Below are 14,096 nucleotides of genomic sequence, written 5' to 3' on the forward strand. Positions count from 1 at the left end.
AAGTGAGTATTCATAAAAAAATATATATTTAATCGGATGTTTTATGTCCGCTTACATATTGGAATTAATAGGAGGAGGAACCCCATTCATGGCAAAGACAGGAATGTATGTAGGCCTTGATATCGGTACAACATCAGTAAAAGTTGTAGTAGCTGAGTTTATCGAAGGTCAAATGAATATCATTGGCGTAGGAAACGCAAAATCTGATGGATTAAATCGAGGGATCATTGTCGATATCGATAAAACAGTAAATGCGATTCAAAGAGCAGTAAGACAAGCAGAAGAAAAAGCGGGAATTCAAATTAAAAGTGTGAATGTGGGGTTACCAGCAAACTTACTTGAAGTGGAAAATTGCCAAGGAATGATCGCTGTAAGTAGTGAGTCAAAAGAAATCACTGATGAAGATGTACGAAACGTAGCATCGGCAGCTCTGGTTCGTTCAACTCCTCCTGAACGTCAAATCGTAGCAATCTTGCCTCAAGAATTTACAGTAGATGGATTCGAAGGGATCAAAGATCCTAGAGGAATGATTGGCGTTCGTTTAGAAATGTTCGGAGTGGTCTTCACAGGTCCGAAAACAATTATTCATAATACAAGAAAATGTGTTGAAAAAGCTGGCTTGACGGTCAACGAATTAGTCATTATGCCGTTAGCTTTAACAGAAACAGTTCTTTCAGATGGTGAAAAAGATTTTGGTACCATCGTGATCGACATGGGCGGCGGTCAAACAACGACTTCTGTGATGCATGATAAACAATTGAAATTTACTCATGTGAATCAAGAAGGCGGAGAGTTTGTTACAAAAGATGTTTCTATCGTATTGAATACATCGTTCAATAATGCGGAAGCATTAAAAATCAATTATGGTGATGCTTATCCTGAAAGAACATCAGTCAGTGAAGAATTTCCTGTTGATGTAATCGGCAAATCAGAACCTGTAAAAGTTGATGAACGTTATCTTTCAGAAGTGATTGAAGCAAGAGTAGAACAAATCTTTAAAAAATCTAAAGAAGTATTAGACGAAATCGATGCTTTAGAACTTCCAGGTGGAGTGATCTTAACAGGCGGTGGCGCAAGCCTTCCAGGTGTAGTAGATTTAGCACAGGAAATTTTTGATGCAAGTGTGAAATTATACGTACCTAATCATATGGGATTACGCAATCCAGTCTTTACAAATGTGATCAGTATCGTAGAATATTCTGCTCAACTGAATGACATTTATCATATTGCTAAAGGTGCGATTCCAGGCGAAAAGATTAAATCATCACAGCCAATCGCAGTTCAACCAGAAGTGCAATATGATACTTATACAGATACACCTCAAGATGATTACGACGATTCTGAAATTCATGAATCTGGTGAAAAAGTTACAGGTAAAATCAAAGACTTCTTCTCAAACATTTTTGACTAACAATTAAAACAGGAGGAAACGATACTATGGAATTTTCTTTAGATAATAACATTAACAATGGCGCTGTCATCAAAGTTATCGGTGTAGGCGGCGGCGGTGGTAATGCTGTTAACCGCATGATTGATGAAAACGTCAAAGGCGTTGAATTCATCGCTGCGAATACAGACGTACAAGCCCTTAAAAACTCAAAAGCAGAAACAGTGATTCAACTTGGTCCTAAATATACACGCGGTTTAGGTGCTGGATCTCAACCAGAAGTCGGTCAAAAATCAGCAGAAGAAAGTGAACAAGTACTTTCAGATGCGTTGCAAGGCGCAGATATGATCTTTATTACAGCTGGTATGGGCGGCGGAACAGGAACTGGAGCAGCACCCGTAGTTGCTAAAATCGCTAAAGAATTAGGTGCTTTAACAGTAGGTGTCGTTACAAGACCATTTAGTTTTGAAGGACCAAAACGCGGACGCTTTGCAGCAGAAGGAATTGCTCTGTTAAAGGAAAACGTTGATACATTATTGATTATTTCAAACAACCGTCTTTTAGAAGTTGTTGATAAAAAGACACCAATGCTTGAAGCGTTCCGTGAAGCAGATAATGTTTTACGTCAAGGTGTTCAAGGTATTTCAGATTTGATCACAGCACCAGGATATGTCAACTTGGACTTCGCTGATGTGAAGACTGTTATGGAAAATCAAGGCACTGCTTTGATGGGAATCGGTGTGGCTAGTGGTGAAGATCGTGTAATCGAAGCGACTAAAAAAGCTATTTCTTCTCCATTATTAGAAACATCTATTGATGGTGCTGAACAAGTGTTATTAAATATCACAGGTGGCTTGGACATGACCTTATTTGAAGCGCAAGATGCTTCTGATATTGTAACAAGTGCAGCAACTGGTGATGTAAATATTATTTTAGGTACATCAATCAATGAAGATTTAGGGGATGAAATTCGCGTAACAGTTATTGCAACTGGTATCGACCCATCAAAAAAAGACCGCAAACCAGCGCGTCAAAATAGACCTACTCAAATCCAAACAGTACAACAAGCACCAGTATTGGATATGGAGCAATCAAAACCCTCACAGCCACAACCACAAGAAGAAACAAGTGCATTTGGTGACTGGGATATCCGCCGTGAGCAAAATGTAAGACCTAAAGTCGAAGATACGACATTTGAAAATGTTGAGAAAAAAGATTTTGAAACATTTCATCGTGAAGAACCATCACAAAACAATGACGATGAGTTAAACACACCACCATTTTTCCGCAGAAAAAGATAGGAGCGATTTTTAATCATGCTAGTTGAAAACTTAGAAAATATAAATCGAGAAATTCAGCTAGCGTGTCAAAAATCTGCACGGTCAGACGATGATGTAACAATGATTGCCGTGACTAAATCAGTGGGAAATGAGACTGCCAAGGAGCTTGCTGAACTTGGTATTGAGAATATGGCTGAGAACCGAGTCGATAAATTACTAGCAAAAAAAGAGGCACTGAAAAATTTTTCATCTATTCAGTGGCATTTGATTGGTAATTTACAGCGTAGGAAGGTAAAATCAATAATAAATGAGATAGATTATTTTCATGCTTTAGACAGTTTAAAATTAGCAGAAGAAATCCAGAAGCGGGCGGAGAAACAAATCTCCTGTTTCGTTGAAGTGAATATAACTGGTGAAGAAAGTAAACACGGGTTCAAATCAGATGAAGTTCTTGATTTTATCCATCAATTAGCTGAGTTTGATCGAATAAAAGTCGTAGGTTTGATGACTATGGCACCGTTAACTGCTTCTGAGCAAGATCTTCACGGAATATTTTCTAGGCTAACAGAATTGCGAAAGGCAATAAATAATCAGCATCTGTCATATGCACCATGTACAGAGCTTAGCATGGGAATGAGTAATGATTTCCCGATTGCTATTGAAGAAGGTGCAACTTTTGTACGAATCGGAACAGCAATATTCAGAGGTGCGTAAAGGAGGGGAATCTATGTCAATTTTTAGTAAAAATGCGTTATCGAGCTTTTTTGGATTATCTGGTGAAGATGAGTATGATAATTATGATGAATATGAAGAGCAAAAGGTTGTAAATGAACAGCCAAGACAGACGGTTCGACAAACACCAGCACAAGCACAGGTACAAAGACCGACTGCAACTGAGCCGTTAACCGAAAAACCATCTGCTCGTTATCGTTCAACAGAAACGCATCAAGATAAAAAAGAAAGCCGTCAGGAAACAGCATTTAATGAGAAAAAGGTTGTCTCCATGCGTAGTTCTAATAACTCAAATTCAAAACGTTCGCAAGACACACCTAGTTCAAGCAGACCAGGTAAAATTACCATTCTTGAACCGCGAGTGTATTCTGAGGCTATGAATATTGCGAAGCACATTATTGCAAGTGATGCAGTGTTGATTAATTTTCATTTAGTGGAAGAAAATCAAGCTAGAAGAATTGTTGACTTTCTTACAGGAACTGTTTATGCACTAGATGGAGACATTCAACGTGTAGGCGATGAAATTTTTCTTTGTACTCCATCAAACATTGAAATCGATAGTGCTACAGCACAATCGTTAGCTAAGAAACAAATGTTTGATTTTTAGTCAGGAGGTAATTAGTATCGCTTTAATTATATATATATTATATAAAGGTGTTCAAATCTATTCAGGACTTTTGATCATTTATGCATTACTATCTTGGTTCCCAGGAGCATATGATTCTACATTTGGTCGTTTGATTGCAAGAATTTGCGAACCTTATTTAAGTTTATTTGATCGATTAAATTTACGAATAGGCATGGTAGGTTTTAATGTAATGATTGCAATTATTGTATTGAATTTAGCCGCAAGTGGATTAGGACGGATTTTACAAGCCATCATGTATTAATAAAAGAGAGGATGATTTATCTATGAACGCAAATGTGTACCAACATTTTCGAAAAGATGAGCATCCTTTTATTGATTCTGTTGGTGATTGGCTGGAGCAAGTTGAAAGCCAATATGCTCCATATCTATCTGATTTTTTAGACCCAAGGCAGGCTTATATTTTAGAAACATTGATCCGACAAAATAGTGAACTTGAGTTTCAGTTCTATGGTGGGTATGAGCAAGCTGAACGGAGACGCTGCCTGATTTTTCCTGATTACTATCAACCAAAAGAGGAAGATTTTGATGTAGAATTGCTAGAAATCGTTTATCCTGTGAAATTCTCAACGTTATCTCATGGAAAGGTTTTGGGAACCTTAGTCAATACTGGGATCAAACGAGAATATTTTGGCGATATTATTTCTGACAGCGATCGCTGGCAAGTATTTGTTGCTAAAGAGATAACGAGTTTTGTTGAAAATCAGGTAGAAAAAATCGGGAAAATATCAGTAAGATTAGAAAAAAGAAAATATACAGAGATGATTCTTCCTAAAGATGACTGGACGCATGAACGGACAACAATAAGTTCGTTACGTCTGGATAATTTGATCTCTAGCGTATATAATATATCTAGACAGAGATCAAAACAATTGATCGAATCTGGAAAAGTCAAAGTGAATTGGACGGAGAATACAAGACCAGATTTCTTGGTGGATCTTTTAGATATTGTATCTATCAGAGGTTTTGGCCGAATCCAGATTCAAGAGTTAGAGGGGAAGACGAAAAAGGACAAGTTTCGTTTGTTACTGGGAGTTCTACGAAAATAATCCAAAGAGGTGAAGGAATATGGCATTAACTCCATTAGATATTCAAAATAAGAACTTCTCTATAAAAATGAGAGGTTACAACCAAGATGATGTCGATGATTTCTTAGATCAAGTAACGAAAGATTATGAAGATTCTCTTCAAAAAACACGTGAGCTTGAGAAATCATTAAAACATGCAGAAGAAAAATTACAATATTTCAATGAATTAAAAGATGCGTTGAATCAATCAATTATTGTAGCGCAAGATACTGCAGATAAAGTAAAAACGAGTGCGAATAAAGAATCAGAAGTAATTGTAACATCTGCTGAAAACACAGCGAATGAAATGATTTCATCTGCTGAAAAGCGTTCAAGTAGTCTTATTACATCAGCAGAAGAAAAAGCAAAAGAAATTCTAACAGACGCAACAGATCGTGCGCGTCAATTAGCTGCTGAAACAGATGATTTGAAGAAGAAAACACGCGTCTTCCACCAACGTTTAAGTTTGATGCTAGAAGCACAATTAGAACAGGTGAAGAGTGAAGAGTGGAATGAGTTGTTAAAACCATTCTCAAGTTATGTAAGTGACTCTCATACAGTTATCAAAGAGGTCTTAGCAGAAGAACTTGATAAAAGTGATGATGTGGTGGTTGAGACAATATCCACCGAACAACAAACTACAATAGAGCAACCAACATTAGAAAAAGCTGCAATGGATCCAAAAGCAATGCTTGATTTGCTAAATAAAGATCCTAAATAATTTCGTATATAAATAGAACAGAAAAGTCAATAACCATTCTTTTAGCGAGTCAATGATAGTGAAAGTTTGACAGACCCTGGTATTGAAAAGATCCTCTATTTTACTCAAGTTTGAACCAAGTAAAACTTGACGAGTGATTTCGTTAACAATTAACAGAGGAAATAATTGAGTGTATCAATTATTTTAAATTTGGGTGGTAACGCGAGTACTTTCGTCCCTTGGGATGAAGGTACTTTTTGCTGTGAATCACTGCACTTCGTTTCGATCTCATCAATTTCTAAGAGCTAAAGCACTAAGAATTGAAGGACTGCGACTGGCTTTGCCAGAGTAGATGATGAACAGTACAAGGCGCGCAAAGAGAGAGAAGTATCGCATTAGTGAATCAGCAAAATGCCTGCTGAAAATCTTAGTAAGGATTAGTTTAAACTAGTTAACACAGTAACTTATTTTTCAATCAATATTCAGAAATGAAAGCGAGGAAATCAAATTGAAAATGAAAGAAACATTACAGTTGGGAAAAACAGCTTTTCCAATGCGTGGTAATTTGCCAAACCGTGAGGTAGAATGGCAAAAAGACTGGGAAGAGCAAAAAATTTATGAAAAACGTCAAGAATTAAACGAAGGCAAACCGACTTTTGTTCTTCATGATGGGCCACCCTATGCCAACGGAAATATTCACTTAGGCCATTCGTTAAATAAAATCAGTAAAGATATCATTATCCGTTCAAAATCTATGTCTGGATTCCGCTCGCCCTACGTTCCAGGCTGGGATACACATGGATTACCGATCGAACAAGTACTGACAAACAAAGGAATTAAAAGAAAAGAAATGACCTTAGCTGAATATCGCGAAAAATGTGAAGAATATGCACGTTCACAAGTAGATACTCAACGTGCTGATTTCAAGCGTTTAGGTGTTGCTGGCGATTGGGAACATCCTTATGTCACATTAGATCCAACTTATGAAGCAGCTGAAATTCGTGTGTTTGGAAAAATGGCTGAAAAAGGCTATATCTACAAAGGCTTAAAACCAATTTACTGGTCTCCATCAAGTGAGTCTTCACTAGCTGAAGCTGAAATCGAATATAAAGATGTCAAATCACCATCTATTTATGTTGCATTTAAAGTGGTTGACGGCAAAGGAATCTTAGATACAGATACGTCATTGGTAATCTGGACGACAACGCCTTGGACATTTCCTGCAAACTTAGGAATTTCAGTAAATCCTACGTATCAATATGTTATTGTTAAAGCATACGGTAAAAAATACGTTGTTGCTAAAGATCTTTTAGAAACTGTAAAAGAAGCAATCGGCTGGGATGATGTTGAAGTTCTTGAAACGATTTCTGGTAAAGATATGGAATATATGACAGCACAACATCCATTTTACGATCGTACATCATTAGTTATGTTAGGGGATCATGTAACACTAGATGCTGGTACTGGGCTAGTTCATACGGCTCCAGGACATGGTGAAGATGACTATATCGTAGGGAAAAAATATAATTTAGACGTGCTTTCACCAGTGGATAATCGTGGTGTATTTACGGATGAAGCGCCTGGCTTTGAAGGCATCTTCTATGATAAAGCTAACCCAATGATCACTGCTTTACTGGATGAAAAAGATGCGTTATTAAAATTGGATTTCTTTACACATAGTTATCCACATGACTGGCGTACAAAGAAACCTGTCATTTATCGCGCAACTCCGCAATGGTTTGCATCAATTGATAAGTTCCGCCAAAATATCTTAGATGAAGTAGAAAAAGTCGATTGGATCCTACCTTGGGGGAAAACACGTCTTTACAATATGATTCGTGACCGTGGTGACTGGGTGATTTCTCGTCAACGCGCTTGGGGTGTTCCATTACCAATCTTCTATGCTGAAAATGGTGAAGCGATCATCACACCAGAAACAATCGAACATGTGGCGAATCTATTTGCTGAACATGGATCAAATGTCTGGTTTAAACGTGAAGCGAAAGAATTATTACCAGAAGGATTTACACATCCTGGTTCGCCAAATGGTGAATTTACGAAAGAAAATGATATCATGGATGTTTGGTTTGATTCTGGTTCTTCACATGAGGCAGTATTGCGTCAACGTCCAGAACTGACTTTTCCAGCTGACATGTATCTAGAAGGCTCTGATCAATACCGTGGCTGGTTTAATTCAAGTATTACAACAAGTGTAGCCATCAATGGGGTAGCGCCTTATAAAGCTGTTTTATCACAAGGTTTTACTTTGGACGGTGAAGGTCGTAAGATGAGTAAATCACTTGGAAATACGATCTTACCGGATAAAGTAATCAAACAAATGGGTGCGGACATTTTGCGCCTGTGGGTAAGTAGTGTGGATTATGAAGCGGACGTGCGAGTTTCAATGGATATCTTGAATCAAGTGTCTGAAGTGTACCGCAAAATCCGTAACACTATGCGTTTCTTATTAGCCAATACAAGTGATTTTGAACCAAAAGAGCACACTGTGGCATATGAAGAGTTGCGTTCTGTGGATAAGTATATGATGGTTCGTTTAAATCAAGTGATTCAAGAAATTCGTGAAAAAGGCTATGAAAAATACAACTTCATGCAAATTTATCGTTCAGTAATGAATTTCTTAACGGTTGATCTATCTTCGTTCTATTTGGATTTTGCTAAAGATGTTGTCTACATTGAAGCGGAAGATAACTATCAACGTCGTTGTATGCAAACAGTATTTTATCAAATCGCTGTGGCATTAACAAAACTATTAACACCGATCATTCCACATACCTCTGAGGAAATCTGGAGCTTCTTAAAAGAAGACGAAGATTATGTTCAGTTAGCTGAATTCCCAGGATATGTTGAGTTTGCTAATCAACAAGAATTACTAGATACATGGGCAGCATTTATGGACTTTAGAGATAATGTTCTAAAAGCGCTAGAAGAAGCAAGAAATTCCAAATTGATCGGTAAATCGTTAGAAGCCAAGGTAACTGTTTATCCTAATCAACAAATCCATGAGTTACTAACAGCTGTGGATGCAGATATCGCTCAATTATTGATTGTTTCTGATTTTGAGGTAGCGGCTTTAACAGCAGAAGTTCCTGAAAATGTTGAAAGATTCGATGATATGTCGATTCTTGTGGAAAAAGCACCAGGTGAAACATGCGAACGTTGTCGTGCAGTACGTACAGATGTTGGTGAAGATGAAAAATTACCACATTTATGTGGTCGTTGTGCTACAATTGTTGAAGGAAATTATCCAGAAGCTGTAGCTGAAGGATTTGAATAATAGACAAAAAAGAAGTCCGGAATTTACCGGGCTTCTTTTTTTAATGGTACAATTATTTGTTAACCTAATCTAATTTACCGCGTTCACGGTACCAGATATCAGGTTGCCAATCCCAAGTGAAACCATCTTTTTCTAATAAATCAAAAGCTGTCTCAGGTCCCATTGAACCCGCTGCATAATTTGGGAAGTCTACAGCTGTTTTGTCCCAAGCCTGACGAATGATATCAACGATGCGCCAAGATTGAGCGACTTCGTCCCAGTGAGAGAAGTTAGTGCCATCACCATTCAGGCTATCTAATAATAGTTTTTCATAAGCTTCTGGACTATTACCTGTTGTCTCAGCACTATGACGATAATCTAGTTTTACTGGAGTTGTCGTAAATCCTTGACCGATCTCTTTGCCATTTAGGGTCATCGAGAAGCCTTCAGTTGGTTGGATATAGATTGTTAAAACATTAGGTGGTAAATCTGTTTTTTCGCCGCATTTATCGATGTCATCTTTGAAGACGTTGACAGGAACTTGTTTAAAGACAATGTTGATACGTGTTCCTTTTTCTGTTAGACGTTTGCCAGTACGAATATAAAATGGTACGCCTGACCAACGGAAATTATCAATTAAAAATTTTCCAGCAACAAAGGTTTCGATTTGAGAATGTTCATCGACATTTGGTTCTTCTCGGTAACTAACAAATTCCTGATCATCTAATTTCCCCTGTCCATATTGACCGCGGACAAAGTTTGCCAATGCTTCTTCTTCTGAGTAAAGGCGGATTGCTTGTAAAGCTTTTACTTTCTCTGCACGAATTTCGGCTTCTGAAAAAGCAACAGGAGGCTCCATAGCCAATAATGAGACAACTTGGAGAATATGGTTTTGAACCATATCTTTTAATGCGCCACTATGGTCGTAGTAGCCACCACGATCTTCTACACCAAGACTTTCAGCAAATGTAATTTGTACATTGTCGATATAACGATTATTCCATTGGGATTCGAAAATATTATTAGCAAAGCGAATCGCAGAAATATTTTGGATCATTTCTTTCCCTAAGTAATGATCGATCCTAAAAATGTCCTTTTCAGGAAAAACGGCACGAATTTCTTCATTCAGTTGATAGGCTGAGTCATAATCTGCACCAAATGGTTTCTCAATAACCAAACGGTCAAAACCATTATCAGTTAAAATTGCCTGTGATTTTAAGTGTTGAACGATCGTGCCAAAAAATTGCGGAGCCATCGCTAGATAATAAATATGGTTACCGCCTAATTCATATTTATCATTCAACGTATCAGATAATCTTTTTAGAGTATCATAATGCTCGGAATCATTGACATCATGGGCTTGATAATAGAAGTGACTTGAAAAAGCGTCTGCTTCTTCTGGTGTCGGATTCAAGTCTTTGATCGTTTCACGAACAATTTCTCGGTAGTGTTCATCAGACCAGTCTCTTCGTGCTGTACCAATAACTGCAAAGTGTTCTGCTATACTTCCTTTACGGTACAAACGGAATAAAGAAGGGTAAAGCTTTCGTTTTGCTAAGTCACCTGTACCGCCAAATATAGTAAATAGAGCTATTTTTTCGTTCATGCTAGTTCCCCGCTTTCTTATTATCCAATACTGTAAGATTGGACCTGTGATTATAATTGATCAACAAAAATCGTACTTGCCGCTTTATAGCTGATTGCCAATTCTTTTTTATGATTACTAATACTAATGGGCCCTTCATAGGCCGCAATCTCATTGATTATATATTCTTCATGGATCTTTAGGTCGATCGAAACTAGATAATCCAATAACTCTTTTTCGTCTAATACACGAGCAATACGAATCTTAGTTCCAACAGGATAGTCTATTAATGTTTGGCGTTTTTCTTCGTGGACAGGTTGATCATCTCCCGGGATAACGCCGCCATGGGGACAAAATTGTGGCTGATTCAAGTACGAGGATAAACGATTTGCTAATGTTTGTGAAGTGACATGTTCTAAGACTTCTGCATCATCATGAACTTCGTTCCATGAGTAATTTAAATGTTCAACAAGGAATACTTCCCATAATCGATGTTTGCGAATAAGTGTACTTGCTTTTTTCAGTCCTAGCTCTGTTAATTGGACACCTTGATAAGGAGAATGTACAACCAACTCTTCTTTTACTAATTTTGAAATCATCTCGCTAACAGATGCTGCTGAAACATCTAAACCTGAGACGATTTGCTTGTTGTTGATTTTATTTTCATCGCCACCTAACTCAAAAATCAGCTTTAGGTAGTCTTCACGATTCGGGGTCATATTGTTCATCCTTTCAAAGAAGCCATCAAGATAAGTTTATCAGAAAATTGTTTTTTTGACCATTTAATAATATGTTAATCTTAAAAAAAATGATTAATTTGTTCGCTTGAAAGTTCAATAGCAAACAAACATAGAAATGATAACGTTTTCTGCTGGTTTTACAGTGCAGCTAATTGTAAAAGCTCAACAGGAAAAAAGGGGCTTTAAGTGCTACATTAAAATACCGTTAGAATATATAAAGAAGTAAAGTAGTTATTGGGATTTAAGTTTATTAGCAAAAAAGCAAGCTATTTTTTGGGGAAAATATCAGTTTTCTATCACGGTTTGTTTTATAATAAAGATATCATTATTAAGGAGAGATATCATGAATCACACAAAATATATTCTTTCGATCGATCAGGGTACAACGAGTTCTCGGGCAATTATTTTTGATCATGAAGGATACGAGGTTGCGAAAGCACAAAAAGAATTTACGCAATATTTTCCAAATCCTGGCTGGGTAGGGCATGACGCAAATGAGATTTGGAATTCTGTGCAGTCCGTTATTGCAGATGTGCTGATTGAATCTAAACTGAAGCCAGCTCAGATCAAAGCGATCGGTATCACAAATCAACGTGAAACCACGATTGTTTGGGATAAAAAAACTGGGGAGCCGATCTATCACGCGATTGTCTGGCAATCAAAACAAACTAATGACATTGCAGATCAGCTCAAAGCAAGTGGGTATCAAGAATTTATCCAAAAACGAACTGGTTTGATCATTGATTCTTATTTTTCAGCGACTAAAGTAAAATGGCTGCTGGATCATGTTGAAGGTGCTAAAGAACAAGCAGAAGCTGGAAATCTGTTATTTGGAACTGTTGATACGTGGTTATTATGGAAGCTAACAGGTGGTAAGGTCCATAAAACTGATTATACTAATGCTAGCCGGACGATGCTGTTTAATATCCACAAACTAGAGTGGGATCAAGAAATTTTAGCGATTTTGGGAATTCCGAGAGCAATGTTGCCTAAGGTTTGTTCAAATGCTGAAATATATGGATATACTGAAGACTATCATTTTTATGGAGAAAATATACCCATTGCAGCGATGGCAGGTGATCAGCAAGCGGCTTTGGTTGGACAGGCAGCTTTTGAAAAAGGGATGGTCAAAAATACATATGGCACTGGAGCATTTATTGTTATGAATACCGGCGAGTCAGCTATTTTGTCTAACCATGGTTTGTTGACGACGATTGGCTATGGCATCAATGGTCAAATCACGTATGCTTTAGAAGGCAGTATTTTTGTGGCAGGATCTGCTATCCAGTGGCTGCGTGATGGATTAAAACTATTTGAAGAAGCTAGTGACTCACAACTTCTAGCTGAGCAAGTTGTTGATTCAGACGGTGTCTATGTTGTTCCGGCTTTTACTGGTTTGGGAGCTCCTTACTGGGATCAAGAAGCACGTGGCGCGGTTTTCGGTATCACTAGAGGCACAACAAAGGAACATCTGATTCGTGCGACTTTAGAATCAATTGCGTATCAAAGTGCCGATGTAATCAACACAATGGAAAATGAATCTAAGATTAAAATCAAATTATTAAAAGCAGACGGTGGGGCTAGTAAAAATGACTTGCTGATGCAATTTCAAGCAGACATAATCGATAAACCTGTTGAGGCAGCTGATTTTTCTGAAACAACTGCGTTAGGTGTGGCTTATTTGGCTGGTTTGGCGATAGGTTTTTGGCAGGATTTAGCTGAAATAAGTGCATTTGCACATAGTAGTAAACGTTTTGAAGCGAGCATCACTGAAGAGAAACGCAACGAATTATCTGATGGCTGGAAGCGGGCAGTACAGGCAACAATGGCTTATAAGAAAAAAGAATAAAAGGAAGAGATATGGAATGAATTATCAAACAAAAACTTGGCAAGCGCCTATAGGTTCCTATCAAGAAATTTGTCCTGATGAGCGTTTACGGTTGTATATTGATCGTTACTGGTTTTCTTATGCAGAGCAGTTAAGCCCACCAGCTCGAATCATTCCTGATTTATGTTCAGATTTGATTTTTTTACTTAGTCCGGAATTTGATATTTTAGAAGCAACGATTTGCGGACCGAATACAAGCTTTTTTTATTCTCGCGTGGATCGTCCAACAATTTTCTTTGGCATCCGTTTCTATTTAAATGGAATGTATCCATTTCTTAAACATTCATTGAAAGGACTGAAAGATCAGCGAGTCGCGTTAGAGTTGCTTGAAAAGTCGATGGCGGCAGCTTTAATTGGTCATTTATCGGGAAAAGCAACACAAAGTGAACTTATTAAAAGTGCTAATCGTTATTTTTTAGAACAATTAAATCATTTGAATACCAAAAGAGTTTCTTCTCCTATACAAGAATTCATCACAAGGCAAGATTATTCGTTCAGTTACAATGAATATGTAGCCACTAATTCGCTTTCTGAAAGAAGTTTGCAGCGTTTATTCAGAGAAGAAACGGGCTTGTCTCCTTATGAAGCATTTGACGTTTTGCGGTTTCAAAAAGTTTATCAAGAGTTAGTCAACTTTCCTGAGGTAAAGCATCTAGACTTAGTTGGAAAATATGACTTTTTTGATCAAGCACACTATAGTCGGAAACTGAAAAAAATGACTGGCTTGACTCCGCAAGAAATTCGTCAGCATGTCGGTATTTTACAAGACAAGAAATAAATCATTGATTATAATGAAG

Annotated in this window: 12 protein-coding genes; 10 read left to right on the forward strand and 2 right to left on the reverse strand. The window is 37.5% G+C overall.

Going from position 1 to position 14,096, the window contains the following annotated elements; genetic code table 11:
• Positions 1-88: 88 nt before the first annotated feature.
• The 8 genes from ftsA (at position 89) to ileS (ending at position 9,107) form a co-directional block, all read left to right on the forward strand.
• Entirely contained in the window at positions 89-1,411 is a 1,323-nt protein-coding gene (ftsA, locus tag RV15_RS03360; protein ID WP_071876636.1) for a cell division protein FtsA, read from the forward strand.
• 26 nt (positions 1,412-1,437) lie between these two features.
• Positions 1,438-2,688, forward strand: a complete 1,251-nt coding sequence (gene ftsZ, locus RV15_RS03365; RefSeq protein WP_071876637.1) for a cell division protein FtsZ — start codon at positions 1,438-1,440, stop codon at positions 2,686-2,688.
• Between the two features lie 15 nt (positions 2,689-2,703).
• A complete protein-coding gene (locus RV15_RS03370; RefSeq protein WP_071876638.1) occupies positions 2,704-3,381 on the forward strand; it encodes a YggS family pyridoxal phosphate-dependent enzyme in 678 nt (225 codons plus the stop codon).
• 13 nt (positions 3,382-3,394) lie between these two features.
• Positions 3,395-4,006, forward strand: a complete 612-nt coding sequence (locus tag RV15_RS03375; RefSeq protein ID WP_071876639.1) for a cell division protein SepF — start codon at positions 3,395-3,397, stop codon at positions 4,004-4,006.
• Between the two features lie 10 nt (positions 4,007-4,016).
• Complete coding sequence (locus RV15_RS03380; RefSeq protein WP_245791217.1) at positions 4,017-4,289, forward strand: YggT family protein; 273 nt, start codon at positions 4,017-4,019, stop codon at positions 4,287-4,289.
• Positions 4,290-4,311: 22 nt separating this feature from the next.
• Complete coding sequence (locus RV15_RS03385) at positions 4,312-5,094, forward strand: YlmH family RNA-binding protein (protein ID WP_071876640.1); 783 nt, start codon at positions 4,312-4,314, stop codon at positions 5,092-5,094.
• Positions 5,095-5,113: 19 nt separating this feature from the next.
• Positions 5,114-5,833, forward strand: coding sequence for a DivIVA domain-containing protein (locus RV15_RS03390; protein WP_071876641.1), 720 nt, complete (start codon positions 5,114-5,116; stop codon positions 5,831-5,833).
• A 487-nt stretch (positions 5,834-6,320) separates the two neighbouring features.
• Positions 6,321-9,107 carry an isoleucine--tRNA ligase gene (ileS, locus tag RV15_RS03395; RefSeq protein ID WP_071876642.1) on the forward strand — a complete coding sequence of 929 codons (2,787 nt, stop codon included), beginning with the start codon at positions 6,321-6,323 and terminating at the stop codon, positions 9,105-9,107.
• 64 nt (positions 9,108-9,171) lie between these two features.
• Here ileS and zwf read toward each other — a convergent pair whose 3' ends face one another.
• Entirely contained in the window at positions 9,172-10,692 is a 1,521-nt protein-coding gene (gene zwf, locus RV15_RS03400) for a glucose-6-phosphate dehydrogenase (RefSeq protein WP_071876643.1), read from the reverse strand.
• 50 nt (positions 10,693-10,742) lie between these two features.
• A complete protein-coding gene (gene efaR / locus RV15_RS03405; protein WP_071876644.1) occupies positions 10,743-11,390 on the reverse strand; it encodes a transcriptional regulator EfaR in 648 nt (215 codons plus the stop codon).
• Between the two features lie 364 nt (positions 11,391-11,754).
• On the opposite strand from efaR, the gene glpK reads away from it, so the two are divergent.
• Positions 11,755-13,260, forward strand: coding sequence for a glycerol kinase GlpK (glpK, locus tag RV15_RS03410; RefSeq protein WP_071876645.1), 1,506 nt, complete (start codon positions 11,755-11,757; stop codon positions 13,258-13,260).
• Between the two features lie 16 nt (positions 13,261-13,276).
• The gene (locus RV15_RS03415) at positions 13,277-14,077 is read left to right on the forward strand and encodes an AraC family transcriptional regulator (RefSeq protein ID WP_071876646.1); all 801 of its coding nucleotides are present in this window, start codon (positions 13,277-13,279) and stop codon (positions 14,075-14,077) included.
• Positions 14,078-14,096: the final 19 nt, after the last annotated feature.

The sequence above is a fragment of the Enterococcus silesiacus genome, from assembly GCF_001886225.1.
Classification (GTDB): domain Bacteria; phylum Bacillota; class Bacilli; order Lactobacillales; family Enterococcaceae; genus Enterococcus_L; species Enterococcus_L silesiacus.